The organism is Pedobacter sp. WC2423, from assembly GCF_040822065.1.
Lineage (GTDB): Bacteria > Bacteroidota > Bacteroidia > Sphingobacteriales > Sphingobacteriaceae > Pedobacter.
Genome location: NZ_CP162005.1, coordinates 4,460,314 through 4,481,400, shown reverse-complemented (window position 1 = coordinate 4,481,400; position 21,087 = coordinate 4,460,314). Strand labels below are relative to the sequence as shown.

The window sequence follows — 21,087 nt, the reverse complement described above, 5'->3', positions numbered from 1 at the left end:
TTTGCCCTAAATTACTTAAGATCAGGAAGAAAGAAGTCCTTTAAAACGAAGAAGAGCCTGAATCATGATTTATGATACAGGCTCTTTGTCGTTTTATGAACTAACAGCGCTTTTGCTTTAGTCACTACATTATCAATCGTAAAACCGAATACTTTGTAAAGTTCTTCTGCAGGAGCAGATTCTCCGAAAGTATGCATCGCAATGATATCTCCTTCGTCAGTTACATATTTGTGCCAGCCTAGTGGAGAACCGGTTTCTACGGCTAAACGTTTACGGATTGCTTTTGGAAAAACTTCCTCCTGATAAGCAGCATTTTGTTTTTCAAAAAGCTCCCACGATGGCATACTCACTACGCGCGCAGCAATTCCTTCTTCTTTTAATTTTGACTGTGCATCCAGAATCAAAGCAACTTCAGAACCTGTTGCAATCAGGATAAGCTCTGCAGTACCTTCAGCTTCGGAAAGAATATAAGCTCCTTTTTCCAGGTTTTCTGCTTTACCATATTTATCCTGATCTAATACTGGCAAACCTTGTCTGGTAAAGACTAACGCCACCGGCCCATCTTTATGTTCAAGAGCTACTCTCCATGCCTGAGCTGTTTCATTTGCATCTGCCGGACGAATTAAAGTTATGTTTGGTATAGAGCGCAACGAGATCAGTTGTTCCACGGGTTGATGCGTAGTTCCATCCTCTCCTAAACCTATACTATCATGCGTATAGACAAAGATAGGTCTGATTTTCATAATGGCTGCTAAACGAATCGGCGGACGCATATATTCCGAGAACATCAGGAAGGTCGCCCCGAAAGGAATCACACCTCTGGTTAAGGCCATGCCTACTAAAGCAGAACCCATTGCATGTTCGCGAATACCGAAATGGAAATTACGTCCGGTACGGTCTTCTGGTGTAAAGGAACTATATTCTTTAAGATTTGTATCCGTAGATGGGGCTAAATCTGCTGATCCTCCTATTAATCCGGGTAAACTGGCAGCAATTGCATTCAAAACTTTTCCGGAAGCCTGACGGGTTGCCATTTTATCTTTTGAAGGAGCGAATACGGGCAGGGATTTTTTCCAGTCTTTTGGTAATTCACCTTTAAACGCCTGTTCGTAAGCTTCCGCAAGCTCAGGATGCACTACTTTATACTGAGCAAATAACTCGTCCCATTTTTCATTAGCCTCTGTCCCTTTTTTACCCGCAGCCTGATAGAACTCATCAACTTCTGCCGGAACAAAGAATGATTTTTCAGGGTCAAAGCCAAAGAATTCTTTAACCAGCTTAATCTCATCAGCACCTAGCGGAGACCCGTGCGAACCCGAAGTATTTGCTTTATTTGGGCTACCATAAGCAATTTGTGTACGAACTTTGATTAATGAAGGGCGATGAACTTCTGCTTTGGCATTCCTTACCGCATTGATAATTGCGGTAATATCATTTCCGTCACTTATTTCCTGTACATGCCAGTTGTAAGCTTCAAAACGTTTAGTTACATCTTCCGTGAACGCTATATCTGTATCTCCTTCGATAGAGATATGGTTATCATCGTATAAATAGATCAGATTGCCCAGCTCCAGGTGGCCCGCTAATGAAGCAGCTTCAGAAGTTACACCTTCCATCATATCGCCATCACTACAGATCGCGTAAATTTTATAGTCAAATAAATCAAATCCCGGTTTGTTGAACCTGGCTGCAAGGTGTCTTTGTGCGATTGCGAAACCTACACCATTTGCAAACCCCTGTCCCAGTGGCCCGGTCGTTACATCGACACCGTCAATTAAACCATATTCTGGATGACCGGCAGTTTTACTGTTCAGCTGGCGGAAATTCTTAAGATCATCAATAGTTACATTAAAACCAGTGAGGTGCAATAAACTATATTGTAACATACAGCCATGTCCAGCTGACAAAATAAACCTGTCCCTGTTAGCCCAATCCGGGTTTTTAGGATTATACTTCATATAATGCGCATACAATACATGCCCCATCGGCGCAGCACCCATAGGCATCCCTGGATGTCCGGAGTTCGCTTTCTGTACAGCATCAATTGATAAAGTACGTACAGTATTAATTGCTAATTCTTCAATGTTAAGATTCGAATCCATTTTTAAGTATTTATTGTGATACTTTTACTACGATCAAATGCCCTATTTGTTTTAAACAAATACTTTTTTTACAGAATACCGATAAAAAAAAGGAGCGCTTTTTTTGCGCCCCCTTCTTCATTCCTGGTGTGTGTTAATAGAATATACTATGGAGTGTAGGTCGTAGCCTGTCCACCGTATAATGCTTTGGATATACTTGATAAGTAAGTGCTTTTATTAGTACCTGTCAGATTATAGTACAGATAAACACCATAGCCCTCGTTTACAGTTTTGGTTGCATTTGTAGTTGCAGTAGTTACGCTGGTTGCCTGAATATCAGTTGCCGCAGGGCCTAACTGGCTTTTAGTCAAACCTGGAATATTAGGTACAGAATAAGTACCGTAATATGGGTTCCATGCATAATTTACTTTAGAACCTACAGTTACGCCATTGTAAGATAAGTTTGAAGCTGAAGGGCCGATATTATAGAAGGATATAATTTTATTAGGCATTAACTGACGAAGTGCAGTAACCAGGTATACAAAAGAACTTGAATTTGGTTGTCCTGTTCCATTGTTGCCATATTCTGAGTATTCATCATCAAAATCAATTCCGTCCAAACCATACGTAGTCACAGCATTACTCAGTTGTTGTGCAAATACCTGTGCAGCTGCCTGGTTAGGGAAGTTAGCAAAACCAGCTCCCTGGTGATTACCTAAAACAGAAAGCATTACCTTGATGCCTTTATCTTGCAGCGGCTTAATTTTAGTAGCCCTGTTATTTAATACACTGGTCACTTGCGGGTTAAAAAACAACTCTGCTTTTTGTGTAGTAGTGTTATAATTAATATTGGCAGCGAAAATTATTCCGATATCAAATAACTGTTTGCCATTCGCCAATTTATACTTACCAACCTCTAATAGATCATTGCTGTTCACTTCTACATAACAAACCCCAAGAGGTCCGGCCTGACCGATGGCATTCGTTTGATTGGAAGACAGATTCTGATCTGGAGTTTGATTTACTGATTGATCCTTTTTACAAGCTGTAGCCATTAAAAGGACAAGACTTACCGAAGTAATTGCAGTCTTCTTTAAGATTGCATTGAATTTTTTGTTCATACTAATTAATTTGGTAGATGATTAATTGTTGTTTAAATATTTGGTTATTTTTTGATGAAATCTGCTTAAATGTTTTATCAGATAAAACGTTTAAGCAGATCTAAGTTAGGAGATTGCTTTGAACAAATCAATAGACTGATCTTCTTTTATTTCAGGTACAATATCAGGATCAGATAACAGCCCGGACCGGCAATCCTGGCTCCTATCGGTTAGCGTGCAACTCTTCCACAGTTTTGATCAGCGGGGGGCCTAAAAGACGGTTTCCCGTTGCTGTAATCAGGAAATCATCCTCAATCCTTATTCCGCCAAAATCCCTGAACTGCTTCACTTTTTCATAATTAATAAATTGAGCATGCTTATTTTCCGCAGCCCATGAATCTATTAATACCGGTATAAAATATAATCCTGGTTCAACGGTGACTACAAAACCCGGTTCAAGAGCCTTACCTAAACGCAATGACTTTAACCCAAACTCTTTACTCTTTTTCAATTCAGCTGTATAGCCAATATACTCTTCTCCCAGATTCTCCATATCATGCACATCAAGCCCCATCATATGGCCCAGACCACATTGAAAAAACAAAGTATGTGCCCCTTCAGCAACCGCCTGTTCAGGATCGCCCTTCATCAAACCTAAATCAGTAAGCCCGCGTACTAAATGCTCACTTGCCAATAAATGCACATCCTTATAAAGCACGCCGGGCCTAAGAGCTTCAATAGCTTTTAACTGTGCATTCAGAACAATATGATAAACATCCTGTTGTAATGGAGTGAAAGTTTTACCTACCGGAAAAGTACGTGTTAAATCTCCCGCATAAAACAGCTCATTTTCTGCCCCACAATCACATAAAACCATTTGTCCATCCTTCAAAACAGTATTACTTGCATGGTTATGCAGAATTTCACCATTTACCGTAAGGATGCTTGGGAAAGCAAGCTGGCCGCCATTCGCAATCGCTACCGCCTGCAGCTGTGCAGCAACTGCATTTTCAGTAACCCCCGGACGCGCAATTTCCTGTGCCTTCAACTGCATCAAAGTACTGATTGCAATTGCTTTTTCTATTTCCTGTATCTCTTGCGCGCTCTTAATGGAGCGTTGCGCTACAATTGCTTTAATTAAAGGTACTGAAGCTTCACCTGTTAATCCCCAATCCATCAATTTTAAAGAAGTTTCTGCTCTGTAAACCGGAAGGAAATGAACTTTCCTGTTACCCGCCAAAGCATTTATAACTTCTGTTTTCTTTCTCGTAAAAGCAATACCCGTCTTTTCCGCCTGAGCTTCTATAGTTTCCAGTGCCCCCGTCCATACAATATCATCTACCGTAAGTTCATCCCCGAATAAAATCTCCTGATCGTTATCAATATCAATGACCAGGCATAAATCCGGACGGCTGATTCCTGTAAAATAAAGGAAACAGCTATCCTGACGAAAATGATAAGTATTATCCCTGAAATTTATTCCACTTTCCCCATTTCCATGCAAAAGGATAATTCCTTCTCCTATCTCTGATTTAAGCTTATTTCTTCTTTCCTGGTAGACTTCTTTAGCGAACATATATGATTGTTTATAACATCAAATTTATCAAATAAAAGTTAATCTTTCGTTATCTGCCTGTTACATCTGGTTTTTGACAGCTTCTGAAAGCGGTCAAAGCGACTCCGAAATCCTATTCATTAACAGGCATGACGTCAGGTAATTTCAGTATAAGACATACTGTAAACTAATTCCAGTATAGACAATGTATTTCTGATCGGTGTTGAGAGGGGGTTGAAAGGGCCAATGGCCCTTTCAACCCCCTCTCAACACCGATCAATTATAAACCTTGAACAGTTGACGAAACCAAACCTCTCATCTCAAAGCAAACCAAAACTTTTCTCCTCCTAACCAACAACCCACACCCTTCACAATTAGTACACTGACTTAAATGAAACGGTGTCTTTTTAATTATGTAAAGGGTAATACTGAAAACTTAAGGAATAAAAAAAGCAACAGGCCATATTTCTGACATTGTTCCTAATTCAGGAACGTCGGCAGAAATATGGCCTGTTGCTTTTTTTATACTATATGAAAAACCTACTTACTAAAAGCCACCCTTACATTTTCACTCAGCTTATAATGTGAACCAAAGCCCCACTACTCCTGATTACCGGCAAAAATATACTATGCTTGTTTTTAACGTAACATTAAAACAACACCCCCAGAATATCTTTGCGAAAAAATCACAACCAATGGATCTGATGACTTCCTTAAAACAAGGCGATCAAACTGCAATGGAAACCATTTACAAAAAACACTGGGAACAAGTATTTGACGCTGCTTACAAACGTGTTGGTACAGAAGATATTGCCCAGGACATTACCCAGGATATTTTCATCTCCTTGTGGGAAAAGCGTGAAACCCTGGAAATCAGAGAAACCCTCTCCTGCTACCTGCTCACCTCCGTAAAATACCGTGTCATCAATTATTTCAAAGCAAACCTGACCAAAGAAAAATACACAGAAGACCTTTACTCCCTGATCGGTAACACCTCTCCCCTTCACCCCACCAATGAACTGGCAGTCAAAGAAATTCATCAAGAACTTGATCAGGCAATAGCTGAACTGCCAGAACGCATGCGTCAGATCTTTTCCATGAGCAGAAAACAGGAAAAATCTAACAATGAAATCTCAGCAGAACTTAACCTTTCCATACAGACTGTTAAAAACCAACTCACCGCAGCACTAAAAATTATCAGGAAAAGACTGGCCTATCTGACCCTGTTCTTCTTTTAACAAAAACGTAACCTAACCTTAACACCATTTTCCGGTACCAATAGCTACTTAAACTGACTGGTTGGTAGATGGAAGACAAAAATCTTGCAGAAGATCTGCTGAAAAAATATTCAGACGCTAAAGCGACCCCCAAAGAAATTGAGCAGGTTGAAAACTGGTATAATTCCTATGAAGGAAAAAGCAAAACATTAAGTCAAAACCAGAAAGCTGTTATAAAACGAAAGATGCTGATTGCCCTGCAACAACACATCCGGCAAAAACCTGAACCAAAAACAGCATTCATCCGCAACACTTCCTTTCTTCAAATTGCAGCCTCAATCCTGCTTGTTTGCAGCATAGGCTTAGCCTGGTGGAAAATTGCACCTCATCCGCAGCAAAAAGCACAAACAACCCTGCTCCTGGCCAGTACCCAGGTAAACGAGAAAAAGATAATTACCTTAACTGACGGTTCAGAAATCACGCTGAGCCCGTCCAGCAGACTATCCTACCCAGCAAAATTTGCCACTTCAATCAGAGAGATTACTTTAGAAGAAGGAGAAGCATTTTTTAAAATCGCTCATGATGAGAAACGCCCTTTTAACGTTCAGTTACCAGGAAAAATTTATACAAAAGTACTCGGTACCTCCTTTACTATCCGTGCATTTAAAGCCTCCAATGCCCTTAATATTTCAGTAAGCACTGGTAAAGTAGCCGTAGGAAATAAAAGCCAGGTATTCGGCACATTGATCAAAGGTCAGCAAATCACTTATGACAAGAACAAAGGAACAGCCGTCATCAGCCAGACACCCGTTCCAGACACCAGGATAGTGTTTGAAGGGATAAACCTGCATCAGGCATTGCAACAACTGGCATATATCTACTCCATAAAAATCGAACTGAACCCAGCTTCCTTAGGGAATCTCGGCTGTACAGCAACCTTTCACAGCAAACAAAAACCAGAAGAGATCCTGAATATCATTTGCAGCCTTTACAATCTTAAATATGACAGTAATCCAGTTCATCAATCATTTAAAATCTATAAACAATGAAACACTGATACAACCCCATTAAACGGCAATGTTCACTAATACAGCCCCCCTCAAATTAATCATTCAATTAACGCCAATCAATTAACAGTATGAAAACACCCTCCTATAAGAGGTTAACAGCCATTTATAAAGCCATGAAGTATTCTTTATTAATTTTCACGGTCATCTGTACATTTTGCGGAACACTCTTCGCTTCTGTTACAATGGCTCAGAAATTAGACCGCGCCCTGGTATCGTTAACGATCACCAAAGAAAAATCTCAACACGCCATCCTGAAAGAAATAGAAGCGAAAACAGGTCTTCATTTTGTTTACAATCAGGATCAGTTATCGATCAGCAAACAAGCCTTAAACGAAACCTTTAAGCAAGAGAAAGTAGAGATAGTTTTACATAAATTAGGCTTTGAATGCCTCGAAAAAGGAGACTATGTGATCCTCAAAAAAATACCAGCACCTTTAAAAAAAGCAGACCGTAAGGTCTCCGGAACAGTAAAAGATTCCACTGGATTAGCGATGCCAGGTGTTTCGGTAAAAGTATCAGGAACAACTTCAGGAACCACCACAAATGCTGATGGAAAATTCAGTATTTCGGCACCTGAAGAAGCTACGCTGATTTTTTCGATGATTGGTTATAAAACACAACAAGTAAAAATCGAAGGAAAAAGTACCATCAACATTATTTTAACAGAAGACAATTCTCAGTTAAACGAAGTTGTTGTAGTGGGTTACGGTACCCAGAAGAAAATTACCGTTTCCGGAGCAGTAGCAGAAGTATCACTGGATAAATTAAATTCAAGATCAGTAAACGATATCGGCAGCATTTTACAAGGAAAAGCTCCGGGTGTAGTGGTAGTCACTGAAAGTGGAGACCCTACTGCCAATGCCAAAGTAAATATCCGCGGACAAGGTGGAATTAACGGAGAGAACCCTTTATATGTAATTGACGGTTCATTATTCTATGGGACACCAGTCCTGAATCCAAACGATATCGAATCTATTTCCGTACTGAAAGACGGAGCGGCAGCTATTTATGGAGCAAGGGCTTCGGGAGGAGTTATCCTGATCACGACTAAAAAAGGAGCAAATCAGAAACTGAACATCACTTTTGATGCTAAAGCAGGTACACAAACCGCGTGGAAAAAACTGAAATCATTAAATGCAAAAGAATTTGCTGATGTTTCAAATCTGGCCGCCGATAATGCAGGCATCCCAAGAAAAGATGCTTTTAATGCGGTAAAATATCCTGACGGACAAATTACACGTGCAGACTGGGTAGATGAAATTTTCAGAACTGGATTGATCCAGGACTACAACATGGGTATCACTGGCGGAAACGACAAATCAAGCTTTTATCTGAGTTTTAATTACCGTAAAGCAGAAGGAACTTTATTGAACACTTATGGAAACCGTTATAATTTCAGAATTAACTCTGAACACCGGATCAATTCGTGGATGAAAGTAGGAGAAAACTTATTCTATGATTATACCAATGGAAACGGCTCGAACTCAAATGCACCGAACATCAATGGTGCAAATACAAAAAGTGCCTATACCGGGACAATTATATCAGCCATATTCTATCCTTCAAACGTTGCACCATACACTTCAACTGGAGCATTTTCAGGTTTACCTTTAACTTATGCAGGTGCTTACGGAGATATTATCAACCCGGTAGCCTATCTGAAAAGACTGGACGTGAGTAACCCGGTCAATACCATTGTAGCAAACCCTTATGCAGAACTTGATTTAGCAAAAGGACTTAAATTCCGTTCCAACCTGTCTTTCACTAAAAGGATTAATAACTCCAAAACCTTCCAGACTAAAGTTCCTGAAATTGGTAAGATTTTCGATTTTAATCAGCTCACACAAACTTCCAACACCAGCAATGATCTGTTAGCAGAACAGGTATTGACTTACGATAAGTATTTCGGTTCACATCACCTGAATGTGATTGGTGGTTTCTCTTACCAAAACACACATTCCGAATACCTGTCTGTTTTTGCACAAGGTTTTGATGATGAGTCTCCAAAATACCGTTACATGGTGAATGCGACTAAACCTTTTTTACCTGAAAGTAATGTATCCAGTGAAACACTAACCTCTTTCTTTGCCCGTGCAAATTATGATTACAAAAGCAAATATCTGCTTTCGCTGATCGGAAGAAGAGATGGGACTTCTTTGGTCGCACCACAAAATCGTTTTGCTAATTACTACTCTGCATCCGCAGGATGGGTAATTAACAGAGAAGACTTCCTGAATAAAGTTGACTGGATCAGTAATTTAAAAATCAGAGGTAGTTATGGCCTTTTGGGCAACCTTGCCAGTGTAACCGGCCAGGCGGTGAACCCTACGCTTTCTAAAACTACAATTTATATGGGCCAGAATCCAGCACAGCTTTTAGGTTACTATGAGAATGTGTTGTCTAACCCTGATTTAACCTGGGCAAAGTCTAAACAAACCAATATTGGTCTTGACTTTGGTATCTTTAAAAACAGGTTAAACCTGGTTGCTGATTATTTCATTAAGGATACGAAAGACATGTTGATCTACCAGCCCTTATCCGGCACTACAGGTGTGGATGGGCAATGGAAAAATGGCGGTTTGTCCAGAGATAAAGGCATTGAGGTTGGTCTGAATTACAACAATCAGCCAGAAGCAGCATTCCAGTACAGCATTAATGCAACCTTTACTAAAATGAATAATAAACTGGTTTCTTTACCAGCAGGTTTAACAAGTCAGGCGGTAGATTTTAATGTACGTGGTACTTTAACTCCTGTACTTTTACAAGTTGGAGAGCCTTTATATTCTTACTATGTAGTACAGACAGCAGGAATTTTCCAATCGGATGCTGAAGCTAAAGGCTATAAAAATGCAAGTGGAAATATGATCCAACCGAATGCAAAAGCAGGAGATTTCCGTTTCGTTGATAGCAATAATGATGGTAAAATCGATAACAATGACCGTGTATTCAGAGGCAGTGCTTATCCTGATTTCTCTTACGGATTTAGCTTTAATGCCAGTTACAAAGGATTTGATCTGAACTTATTTGCACAAGGTGTAAAAGGGAACAAGTTATTTAATGCCTTAAAATATACAGGACTGAATGCAGGAAGTGGTCAGAACTATAACTTACTGAAAGGTGTATTAGATGCATGGAGTCCAACCAATACAGGAAGCAGCCTTCCGCGTATATCAGCAAGTGATGCGAACGGAAACTTCTCTACCACATCAGATTTCTATCTGGAAAGTGGTTCTTATTTAAGATTAAAAAGTGCAACAATAGGTTATACCTTTCCAAAAACCCTTTTAAAAGCAGCTAAAATAAGTAATCTGCGTCTTTATGTGACTTCTAATAACTTATTTACAATTACTAAATATTCTGGTTTCGATCCTGAAGTAGGAATGGATCAGTTTGGTGTAGATGTAGGCCGTTACCCACAAGCCAGAACATTCCTGTTTGGTGCAAGTCTGAATTTTTAACGTGTATTAATCAACAAAAAATGAAAAAGAATTTACTCCACATATTAATAGCTGGTTTAGCCATGGTTACGATCAGCTCTTGTAAAAAACAATTAGATATCACGCCTGAAGGTGCTCCTTCAAAAGGAAACTTCTGGAAAACCAGTACTGATGCGGTGAAAGGTGCCAATGCGATGTACGACCTTTACGATGATGAAAACTTTTACGGGCGTGGTTTCTTCTGGTTCATCAATGCTAGTGATGACATGATTACCGGACGCGTAAAAGCACAGGGCGATAACGTAAGAGACTTTAACTCTGCTTATATTGGTGGAGATTACACGGAAGGGCAATGGAAAATGAGATATGCAACTATTAAAAGAGCAAATGATGTGATTCGTTATGTGCCTTCAATTGATATGGATGCCGCTTTAAAAAAGAGATTAATTGGTGAAGCCTATTTTACAAGTGGTTATATGTATTTCCAGTTAGCTTCCAATTATGGGAATGCTAAAGCTGGCGTACCTCTTGTAACCAGGGCAAATATGGATGATCCGAATCCTACGCCAAGAGCAGCCAATGTAAATTTGAACTATGATTACCTGATCAGCGAATTACAACAGGCAGCAAATTATCTTCCTTACTTTGATCAGCTGGGTGCCGCAGACTACGGTCGTCCGCATAAAGTGGCTGCCTGGGCAGTATTATCCAAAGCTTTCTTGTATAAAAAAGATTATCCCAACGCAGAAAAATATGCCGACTCTGTCATCAACTTTGGTAAACGTGACCTGATGCCAAATTTTGCAGATGTATTTAAAGCATCAAATAACTGGGGATCTGAATATATCTGGTCGGCTGTCTCTACTCCTGCTGGCGCTGGTGGTTGGGGCAGTATCCTTCCGGGCGTAATGCTTGAAAACAAAGGCTGGGGAAAATACAATGGATGGGGCTATTATGTTCCAACCAAAGAATTATATGATTCTTACCAGCCAGGTGATATCCGCCGTGAGGCAACGATCTTAAAACCAGGAGATCATTTTATGTTCTTTGGGGCAGACAACGTTTATGCTTCTGTGAATAGTTTATCCGGCTTCCAGTTCAGAAAGTATATGGATCCGTTCAGTTTTGCAGATCCGGTAGGCAAACATATCAGTCCAAACGGTGACCACCCGACAACAGATTTAAACCTCCCATTATTGCGTTTTGCAGAGGTATTATTGATCAAAGCAGAAGCGGCAATTATGCAGCGTGGTGCTGGTGCCGGTGATACAGAGTTAAATAGAATCAGGGTAAGGGCAAAACTTGCAGCTGCAAGCGGAATGACACTGGCAGATCTGAAAAGAGAACGCCGCAATGAACTTGCCGGTGAATGGGCAGACAGACACCGTGATATGGTACGCTGGGGTGATGCTGCGGCGGCTTATGCACAACCGGCACATGGATTCAGCGGAGCAACGGTATGGCCTGCCAGAAAATTTAACCCTCAGGTACATGATGTATGGGCTGTTCCACAAAAAGAAATTGACAACAGTGGTGGTGTAATCAAACAAAATGCCGGCTGGTAAATAAAATTAAACTTATGAAAAAACTATTTTGCGCTGCTGCTTTTTCCTTCTTTTCAATGGCGGTTCTTGCACAGACACCATTATCATTTAATTCAGGTCATAGCCACAATGATTACAAACAAAATATCCCATTATTGCGTGCTTATTACGCAGGGATGGGTTCTATTGAAGCCGATGTTTTCCTGAAGGATGGTCAGCTATTCGTAGCTCATGAATTAAAAGAGATCAAGCCGGAAGCGACACTTTTGAAACAATACCTGCAGCCTTTATACCGGCTGTATAAAGAAAACGGAAATCATCCTTACGCAAATCATCAGTTAAAATTACAACTGGTGATTGATATCAAAGAAGATTACCAGCATGTTTTACCGCAATTGCTGAAAGAATTAAAACCTTTTCAGGATATGGTAAACAGGCCGGTTAATCCCGATGCGGTAAGTATTGTAATCAGCGGGGATATGCCGGCTCCTGAAAACTTTAAAGACTATCCTGCTTTAATTTCTTTTGACGGCCGCCCGGCTAAAGTTTATACAAAAGAGCAATTGGTGCGCGTAGCAATGATCAGTGATGATTTAAAGAATTACACGGTTTGGAATGGTAAAGGAACACCCACGAAAATTGATCAGGATAAGCTTTTAAAAGTAATTCATGCGGCACATCAGCAAAATAAACCTTTTCGCTTCTGGGACACGCAGGATAGTCCGAATACCTGGCTGGAACTGGAAAAATTCGGAGTAGACTGGATTAACACAGATGCACCTGAAAAGCTGCGTGATTTTTATTTAAGGAAAGATAAACTGACTTATACGAATCCTGTTCCTTATCCTGTTTATCAGCCAACTTATCAAGCTGATGGCTCGGATAAAAAGGTAAAAAACGTGATTTTACTGATTGGTGATGGAATGGGTTTAGCGCAAATTCATGCGGGCTGGATTGCAAATCATGGCAACCTGAATATCACAATGATCCGCAACAGTGGTTTCTCTCAGACTGCAGCTTCTAATTCTGGAAATACAGATTCTGCGGCTGGCGGATCGGCTATTGCTATGGGTGAAAAAACAAATAACCGGTATATCGGCATGGGCCCTGATGACAAGAAACGCACAAACCTGGCAGATACTTTAGCTGGTTATGGTTTAAAAAGCGGGATTATCAGTGCAGGCGATATCACTGACGCTACTCCTGCTGTATTTTATGCGCATCAGTTAGACCGTTCGTACAATGACGCGATAGCAAAGGACTTCCTGGAAAGTCATGTAGATATTTTAGTGGGTTCTAATCAAAAGAGCTTCCTTCAAAATCCGGATGCTGATTTAATAAAGAAGCTGGAAGCTAAAGGTTATACTTTGAGTAAATCGATAGCAGATTTCAAACAGAAAAGTAATGGTAAGCAATTGGTTTTATTACCAGATTCTGCCACCCGTCCGGTAAAGGATGGCAGAGGAGATATGCTTGCGCAGTCTTTAAAACAAACTATCAAATTATTATCAGCTAATAAAAAGGGTTTCTTTATTATGACTGAGGGTGCTCAGATTGATTATGGAGGCCATGTTAATGATTTAAAATATGTAGTGACTGAACTGCACGATTTTGACAAAACAGTAGCTGAGGCGCTGCGTTTTGCCGATCAGGATGGAGAAACCCTGGTTTTAATCACCGCGGACCATGAAACGGGAGGATTAACTTTACTGGATGCTTCGGCAACGGAAGGCAGGATTCAGGGAGAGTTCAGTACGAATGACCATACGAATATTATGGTTCCTGTTTATGCTTATGGCCCTCATTCAGGAGATTTTACAGGGACATATCCAAACAATGAGATTTTTAAAAAGATCATGAAATTGTTTACAGGTAAGTAAGAGGTTCAATTGACCACTGGAAAAGGGCGGCTGTATCTTAAATGATACGGCCGCTTTTATGCTTAAGATTTTTCATATTTTAGCATCCACAAAAAGATTAATCAAAAACCTATAATTAATATGTTAAAAAGAATTCTCCTGTTTACTATTGGAATTGGCGCTGGCTTATGTGCACAAGCTCAACAAAACCCTTTAAAAACTGTTAAAGATAATGCCGCTACAGCTGTTAAAAGCCAGGGCAAAACAGGAACCTGCTGGAATTACTCTACCACCTCTTTAGTAGAATCAGAAAGTCTGCGTAAAGGACTCGGTGAATTTAATCTCTCAGAAATGTACATCGCACGCAACATTTATGTAGAAAAAGCAAAAAACTATATACTGCGCCAGGGTAAAGCACAGTTCAGTGAAGGTGGCCTGGGTCATGACCTGATCCGCGGTATTTCACTTTATGGTGCTATGCCACAAGAAGCCTTTCAAGGTGTTACCGGTGAAATCCCTAACCACACTGGTTTAATGGATACGCTCAAAACATACCTTGACGAAGTACTTAAAAAACGTCCTGTTGCAGCGGACTGGCAACAAGGTTTTGAGAAAATCCTGAATGAGAAATTAGGTAATCCACCAGCTAATTTCGATTATAAAGGAAAGAACTATACTGCAAAAGCATTTGCTAAAGACGTGTTGAAGTTTGATGCCAATGATTATGTAAGTGTGACTTCATTTACGCACCATCCTTATTATTCACAGTTTATTTTAGAAGCCCCGGATAATTTTGCAAACGGTTCTTTTTATAACCTGCCATTAGAAGAAATGGTCGGACTCACTAAAACAGCTTTAAAAGACGGTTATACAGTGATGTGGGATGCCGATGTAAGCAACAGAAACTTCCAGCAGAAAAAAGGTTATGCAATTTTATTTGCAGATACCGCCGATGCAGGTGCAGCTGTTATTAACCCTACGGTTAAAGAACAAGCTTATACGCCGGAGTTACGCCAGCAATTATATGAAAACTTAACGACAGAAGATGACCATTTGATGCACCTGATTGGTTTAGAACAAGCAGCAAACGGGAAGTCGTTCTTTAAAGTTAAAAACTCATGGGGTGAAGTAGGCCCTTTCAAAGGATATCTGGAAGTATCAGAACCTTATTTTGCAATTAATACGGTGAGTTTAGTTCTGCCAAAAGCAGCGTTGACTAAAGAATTGAAGAAAAAACTAGGTTTATAACCTGATCTTGTATAATAAAAAGCGGGTGTATCTTTAATATGATACACCCGCTTTTTATTGGGTAACGGAATTTGAATTCTTTAATCTTCCGCTTTTGCAGTTTCTACTGGTGCTTCCGGATCTAATTCTACACAGCCTTCTTTATCTTTTCTGGCAAAAAGTATGGGATAAAGAAAAAGAAGTGCGCTTAGCATCAGGAACAATCCCGAGGCTTCCAATATATATTTACTCCATTCAACTTCATTCGCACCCAGAATCAGGTAAGTGACAAGGGCAATTATAGCTAGGATCAAGGCAATTACTGCCTTCTGAAGTTTCATTATTTTAATCATGACCGCTGAGATTTGTTGCTAATTTATGCGATTTTTACGTCGAAAATCCATCTGATCTGTTTTTATCTTCCGGATTAAAATCGTTTTACAATATAAGCAACAAAAACCAAACCAATTTAAGTTTTTGAAGATCAATGTATTTCCTTAATACCTACCTTTTTTAATTCTTAATCCTTAACTTTGCATCCTCATTTTTTTAAGATACTGGATTGATGTATAGGGAATTTAAACAATTAGAACTACCTAAGATAGGCGAAGAGATATTACAGTTTTGGAAGGAAGAAAATATATTTGAAAAAAGTATTTCTACCCGTTCAAAAGCTAACCCATTTACTTTCTATGAAGGCCCGCCTTCAGCTAACGGCATGCCTGGTATTCACCATGTAATGGCTCGTGCTATTAAAGATATTTTCTGTCGTTATAAAACTCTTAAAGGTTTCCAGGTAAAACGTAAAGGTGGCTGGGATACGCATGGTTTGCCTATTGAGCTTGCTGTAGAGAAGAAACTGGGTATCACGAAAGTTGATATTGGAATTAAAATCACAGTGGAAGAATACAATGCAGCCTGCCGTGAAGAAGTCATGCGTTATACCGATATCTGGAATGACCTTACAGAGAAAATGGGCTATTGGGTAGATCTGGAGAAACCTTATATCACTTACGAAAATGAATATATTGAATCTCTTTGGTGGATCCTGAAAACCTTTTATGACAAAGGGCTTTTATACAAAGGATATACTGTACAGCCTTACTCTCCTGCTGCGGGAACAGGTTTAAGCTCTCATGAGCTGAACCAGCCGGGTACTTATAAAATGCTGAAAGATACTTCGATCACTGCACAGTTCGCCATTAAAAGAGAACAGCAGCACGCGGCAATATCTTCCATATTTGAAAATGATACAGAAGATACTTCTTTTATCGCCTGGACAACTACCCCATGGACTTTACCGTCTAACGGTGCACTGGCAGTTGGCGCAAAGATCAATTATGTAAAAGTTAAAACTTTCAATCAGTATACTTTTTTACCGGTCAGTGTAATATTAGCTAAGGATTTAGTTGGGAAACACTTCAAAGCTGAAGCAAAAGACATTTCTTTTGAAGACTATAAAGGTGGTGACAAACTGATTCCATGGACGATCACGGCTGAGTTTACAGGTAAAGACCTGGTTGGGCTGGTTTATCATCAGCTGATGCCTTATGTAACCAATGCTGAATTAGAAGCCAAAGCTTTCCGTGTGATCCCTGCCGACTATGTAACAACTGAAGATGGTACGGGTATCGTACATCTTGCAGCTGTATTTGGAGCGGACGATTTTCGTGTCGTAAAAGAGAACGACATGCCATATGTCATGGTAAAAGATGAGCAGGGCAACGAACTTCCGCTAGTCAACAAGCAGGGTAAATTCGTGGACGAGGTTACTGATTTCGCCGGTTACTATGTGAAAGAAGAATATTATAGTGATGAGGAACGTAAAGCACCCGATTTCAAGCCTACGGATGTCCTGATCGCTATTAAACTGAAAGAAGAGAATAAAGCGTTTGACGTTAAAAAATATGAACACAGTTATCCGCATTGCTGGAGAACTGATAAACCTATTTTATATTACCCTCTGGATAGCTGGTTTATCAAAACTACGGCTGTAAAAGATAAAATGGTAGCGCTGAACAAAACGATTAACTGGAAACCGGAAGCTACCGGAACAGGTCGTTTTGGGAACTGGCTGGAAAACCTGGTGGACTGGAATTTATCACGCTCCCGCTATTGGGGAACTCCTTTACCAATCTGGAGAACGCAGGATGGTACAGAAGAAAAATGTATCGGATCTATTGCTGAACTGAATGCAGAGATCAAAAAATCTGTGGAAGCTGGCTTTATGGAAGCTGCTTTTGAATTGAAAGATATGCACCGTCCTTTTGTGGATGATGTGATCCTGACTTCTTCAAAAGGAGAGAAAATGACCCGCGAACTGGACCTGATCGATGTATGGTTTGATAGTGGCGCGATGCCTTATGCACAATGGCATTATCCTTTTGAAAACCAGGAAGAGTTTGAGAATGCTTATCCTGCAGATTTTATCGCTGAAGGTGTGGATCAGACCCGTGGATGGTTCTTTACTTTACATGCAATTGCTGTGATGCTGAGCGAAACAAGTGAGGAAATCAAAGCGGTAAATGAGCGTATCGGTAATCAGGGTATTGCTTATAAAAATGTAGTTTCCAATGGATTGGTACTGGATAAAAACGGTAACAAAATGTCTAAGCGTTTAGGCAATGGCGTAGATCCTTTCCATACGATTGATACTTACAGTGCTGATGCAACCAGATGGTATATGATCAGCAATGCTTCGCCATGGGATAACCTGAAGTTCAGTACTGAAGGCCTGGATGAGGTAAGACGTAAGTTCTTTGGAACATTATATAATACTTATGCTTTCTTCGCTTTATATGCGAACATTGATAAATTTGAGATTGATGAAAATAACGAGACACCTGTAAAGGATCGTTCTGAATTAGACAGATGGATTTTATCGCTTTTACAGAACCTGATCAATGAGGTGGATGATAGTTATAATACTTATGAGCCTACTAAAGCAGCGAGAGCTATTCAGACTTTTGTTGATGAGCATTTAAGTAACTGGTATATCCGTTTATCACGCCGCCGCTTCTGGAAGGGTGAGATGACTGCGGATAAAAAGGCTGCTTATGAGACTTTGTACACTTGCTTGATGAGTGTATCTCAGTTAATGTCTCCGGTTGCGCCTTTCTTTGCGGATTGGTTATACCAGAACTTATCAGTTAATAAAAAGACTGCGGAACAGTCGGTGCATCTGAGCTTGTGGAAAGAAGGTGATACTTCACTGATCGACACAGAATTGAATGAGCGTATGGAGCTTGCACAAAATATTTCTTCAATGGCGCTTTCGCTGAGGAAGAAATCAAGCATCAATGTGCGTCAGCCGCTGGCTAAAATATTACTGCCTGTACTGGACAAAACTTTCCAGGAAAGAGTAGAACTGGTGAAGGAAATCATCTTATCTGAGACTAATATCAAGGATATTGAATATATCACTGATACTGCTGGTTTTATCAAGAAAAAGATCAAACCTAATTTCAAAGCACTCGGACCCAAAGTTGGTAAGGATATGAAATCGGTAGCGGAAACAATTAGTAACATGAGTGCTGAAGATTTAAGCAAATTTGAAGCTGAAGGTTCTTATCTTGTACCGGAGACCAGTTATGTAATTTTGCTGGAAGATGTGGAAATCATCGCTGAAGACATCCCCGGATGGCAGGTCACCAATATCGGAAACCTTACGGTTGCTTTGGATGTTACGGTAACCGATGTATTGAAAGAAGAAGGTTTATCGCGTGAGCTGATCAACAGGATCCAGAATTTAAGAAAAGAGCTCAACTTCGAAGTGACTGATCGCATTACCGTGAGTTTACAAAACGATAATTTGATTGCCGCAGCAGTAGCACAGAATAAAACATACATTTGCGCTGAAATATTAGCGGATGATATTAATTTGATAACTAATTTAGATAAAGGAAACACAATCGTAATCGATGAGGTTGAATTACTGATTTTGATTGCAAAACAATAATTAATATGGAAAAACCTACAAAAACCCGTTACTCAGATAACGAGCTACAAGAATTTAAAGAACTAATCCAGGATAAACTGCGTATGGCGAGAGAGGAATTTCTCAACTTAACAAATTCTTTGAGCAGCCCGAATTCTAATGGTACAGAAGATACTTCTGGTACTTACAAGACTTTGGAAGATGGTTCGGCCACATTGGAGAAAGAGCAATTAAATCAATTAGCTGCACGTCAGAAAAAATTCATTGAGAATTTAGAAGCTGCTTTGGTACGTATTGAAAACAAAACTTATGGTATTTGCCGCGAAACTGGTAAATTGATCCAAAAAGAACGTTTGCGCGCTGTACCTCATGCAACTTTAAGTATGGAAGCCAAATTGAAACAAGCATAATGAAAGGCTATTCTAAACCTTTGCTGGTTATCTTCCTGGTCCTTTTAGTGGATCAGGTGCTGAAGACCTGGATTAAAACTAATATGTATGTGGGTCAGGAGTTCAAAATTATTGGCAACTGGTTCATTATACATTTTACGGAGAACAATGGAATGGCCTTCGGAATGGAGTTTGGTGGTGAATTCGGAAAACTGGCTTTATCATTATTCAGAATTGCTGCGGTAGCGGCAATTGGCTATGGCCTGTATTACCTGGTGAAAAATAAATACCACAGAGGGCTCGTCCTGAATGTGGCCCTGATTTTTGCAGGTGCACTGGGTAATATTATTGACTCTGTAGCTTATGGTAAGATATATGGTTATTCTACGCTGTTTCACGGCCGCGTAGTAGATATGTTTTACTTTCCGATACTGGAAGGCATCTTTCCTAAATGGGTGCCTGTATGGGGTGGGGAAGACTACATTTTCTTCAGACCGGTGTTCAACGTTGCAGATGCTGCCATATCTGTTGGGGTGATCGCTATCCTGATCTTCCAGAAAAAATATTTTAAGGAAGAGGTGAAGGAAGAAATCGGGCCGAATAATGAGGTGGTTGAAGATTAAAGACTTTTAAACTAATGGAAAGGCTTTCTCTAAGGGGAAAGCCTTTTTTTTGGGGTTGTGGAGGGGGAAATCAAAAACAGGGAACATAGTTTTGCGGGCGCGCGTTCCCTCTGCGAGGATCCTAATGCCCGTAAAACTATGTTCCCTGTTTTTTGATTTATCACACCTTGTTGGAGATTAAAAAAAGGTATTGCCCTTGTGAAAGATGGAATCAGGTTGAAAAGGTATTTTTTTTGTTGGTTGACTGGTTGGGAGAAAGAAAGAAAGAAAGAAAGAAAGAAAGAGAAGAAAAAGCAGAAAGAAAAATTAGGTCAATGGCTGGATGCTTTAGAGCTATTAAGAGAGGCGTTTATGGATTTCTTCCAGGTGTTCGGGGTTTGAGGCGTTTGGATGTTGTTTCCAATAATTCAAACCTTGTTGTAAGGCTAAAAGTGATTTTTCGGGGTTACCAGCAAGCTGAAAGAAATCACTGGCTTTGTGGTGGTCGCTGTTTTTTGAGAGGAGGTTATTGGCCGCATTTTCCCAGTTGGAGAAATAGTTCAGGGCAGGTATTCCAATGTTAAGGATATTGTTTTTCAGGATCGTCAATACTTCTGGCCTTTGCGTTTCTTCTATGATTTGGAAATGGGATTCTTGCTTGTTGTTGATGACCGGGAACTCCCAGTTTTCGATATTCCAATCCGGTTCGGTAAATACGTGGTCATTGAGGGGCCTGGTTCCGTAGTTGGCTTTGTACCATTTTGAATATGCTTTTGAAGTTATGTTCCATATTGTCCAGAATTCTGCCGATATACCGGTTTCATTATGACGGTTAAGTTGAAAGCTAATGGTCTGGGTGAAGTCACTGGAGTTCTTTTTGAAGATTAGGGAACTTTTGGAAAATGTAAATCCTGATTGGGTTAAGGGCTCCAGCAGAGTTTCAGTTATACTTGTTGTGATTAATTCTCTGGGGGTTGGTTGTCTGGTATTTTCCAATGCTATTCTTGTATTATTGATTCAAGGTAAAGAATAATAATTAATTGTGAATCTGTTGCTGGAGTATTGAATC

Annotated in this window: 14 protein-coding genes; 9 read left to right on the top strand and 5 right to left on the bottom strand. The window is 40.0% G+C overall.

The genetic code is table 11. From position 1 onward, the window contains the following. Window positions 1–62: 62 nt before the first annotated feature. The 3 genes from tkt to AB3G38_RS18755 all read right to left on the bottom strand — a co-directional run bounded on the left by tkt (window position 63) and on the right by AB3G38_RS18755 (window position 4,757). Complete coding sequence (gene tkt, locus AB3G38_RS18765) at window positions 63–2,102, bottom strand: transketolase (RefSeq protein ID WP_367865324.1); 2,040 nt, start codon at window positions 2,100–2,102, stop codon at window positions 63–65. 146 nt (window positions 2,103–2,248) lie between these two features. After that, on the bottom strand, window positions 2,249–3,202 hold the full coding sequence (locus tag AB3G38_RS18760) for an endo-beta-N-acetylglucosaminidase H (protein ID WP_367865323.1): 954 nt from the start codon (window positions 3,200–3,202) through the stop codon (window positions 2,249–2,251). 202 nt (window positions 3,203–3,404) lie between these two features. Next, window positions 3,405–4,757, bottom strand: a complete 1,353-nt coding sequence (locus AB3G38_RS18755; RefSeq protein WP_367865322.1) for an aminopeptidase P family protein — start codon at window positions 4,755–4,757, stop codon at window positions 3,405–3,407. Between the two features lie 563 nt (window positions 4,758–5,320). Between AB3G38_RS18755 and AB3G38_RS18750 the strand changes: the two genes are divergently transcribed. The 6 genes from AB3G38_RS18750 (at window position 5,321) to AB3G38_RS18725 (ending at window position 15,111) form a co-directional block, all read left to right on the top strand. Beyond that, window positions 5,321–5,974, top strand: a complete 654-nt coding sequence (locus tag AB3G38_RS18750; RefSeq protein ID WP_367865321.1) for an RNA polymerase sigma factor — start codon at window positions 5,321–5,323, stop codon at window positions 5,972–5,974. A gap of 68 nt (window positions 5,975–6,042) precedes the next feature. After that, window positions 6,043–7,002 (top strand): FecR family protein, encoded by a 960-nt coding sequence (locus AB3G38_RS18745; RefSeq protein WP_367865320.1) that lies wholly within the window; start codon window positions 6,043–6,045, stop codon window positions 7,000–7,002. 89 nt (window positions 7,003–7,091) lie between these two features. After that, window positions 7,092–10,481, top strand: coding sequence for a SusC/RagA family TonB-linked outer membrane protein (locus AB3G38_RS18740; protein WP_367865319.1), 3,390 nt, complete (start codon window positions 7,092–7,094; stop codon window positions 10,479–10,481). A 20-nt stretch (window positions 10,482–10,501) separates the two neighbouring features. Continuing rightward, window positions 10,502–12,025: a RagB/SusD family nutrient uptake outer membrane protein gene (locus AB3G38_RS18735; protein WP_367865318.1), complete on the top strand. Its 1,524-nt coding sequence runs from the start codon at window positions 10,502–10,504 to the stop codon at window positions 12,023–12,025. A 14-nt stretch (window positions 12,026–12,039) separates the two neighbouring features. Further along, on the top strand, window positions 12,040–13,884 hold the full coding sequence (locus tag AB3G38_RS18730; protein WP_367865317.1) for an alkaline phosphatase: 1,845 nt from the start codon (window positions 12,040–12,042) through the stop codon (window positions 13,882–13,884). Between the two features lie 120 nt (window positions 13,885–14,004). Beyond that, window positions 14,005–15,111: a C1 family peptidase gene (locus AB3G38_RS18725; RefSeq protein WP_367865316.1), complete on the top strand. Its 1,107-nt coding sequence runs from the start codon at window positions 14,005–14,007 to the stop codon at window positions 15,109–15,111. 80 nt (window positions 15,112–15,191) lie between these two features. Here AB3G38_RS18725 and AB3G38_RS18720 read toward each other — a convergent pair whose 3' ends face one another. Then, window positions 15,192–15,431: an isoleucyl-tRNA synthetase gene (locus AB3G38_RS18720; RefSeq protein ID WP_367865315.1), complete on the bottom strand. Its 240-nt coding sequence runs from the start codon at window positions 15,429–15,431 to the stop codon at window positions 15,192–15,194. 224 nt (window positions 15,432–15,655) lie between these two features. Between AB3G38_RS18720 and ileS the strand changes: the two genes are divergently transcribed. Genes ileS through AB3G38_RS18705 form a run of 3 tightly spaced genes read left to right on the top strand, consistent with a single transcriptional unit; the run spans window position 15,656 to window position 20,039 of the window. Further along, entirely contained in the window at window positions 15,656–19,048 is a 3,393-nt protein-coding gene (ileS, locus tag AB3G38_RS18715; protein WP_367865314.1) for an isoleucine--tRNA ligase, read from the top strand. A 5-nt stretch (window positions 19,049–19,053) separates the two neighbouring features. Continuing rightward, window positions 19,054–19,437 carry a TraR/DksA C4-type zinc finger protein gene (locus tag AB3G38_RS18710; RefSeq protein WP_041885291.1) on the top strand — a complete coding sequence of 128 codons (384 nt, stop codon included), beginning with the start codon at window positions 19,054–19,056 and terminating at the stop codon, window positions 19,435–19,437. Then, window positions 19,437–20,039, top strand: a complete 603-nt coding sequence (locus AB3G38_RS18705) for a lipoprotein signal peptidase (protein WP_367865313.1) — start codon at window positions 19,437–19,439, stop codon at window positions 20,037–20,039. The genes AB3G38_RS18710 and AB3G38_RS18705 overlap by 1 nt, the downstream gene beginning before the upstream one ends. Before the next feature lie 336 nt (window positions 20,040–20,375). Here the strand turns inward: AB3G38_RS18705 and AB3G38_RS18700 are convergent, their stop codons facing one another. Beyond that, on the bottom strand, window positions 20,376–21,014 hold the full coding sequence (locus AB3G38_RS18700) for a hypothetical protein (protein WP_367865312.1): 639 nt from the start codon (window positions 21,012–21,014) through the stop codon (window positions 20,376–20,378). Between the last annotated feature and the right edge of the window lie 73 nt (window positions 21,015–21,087).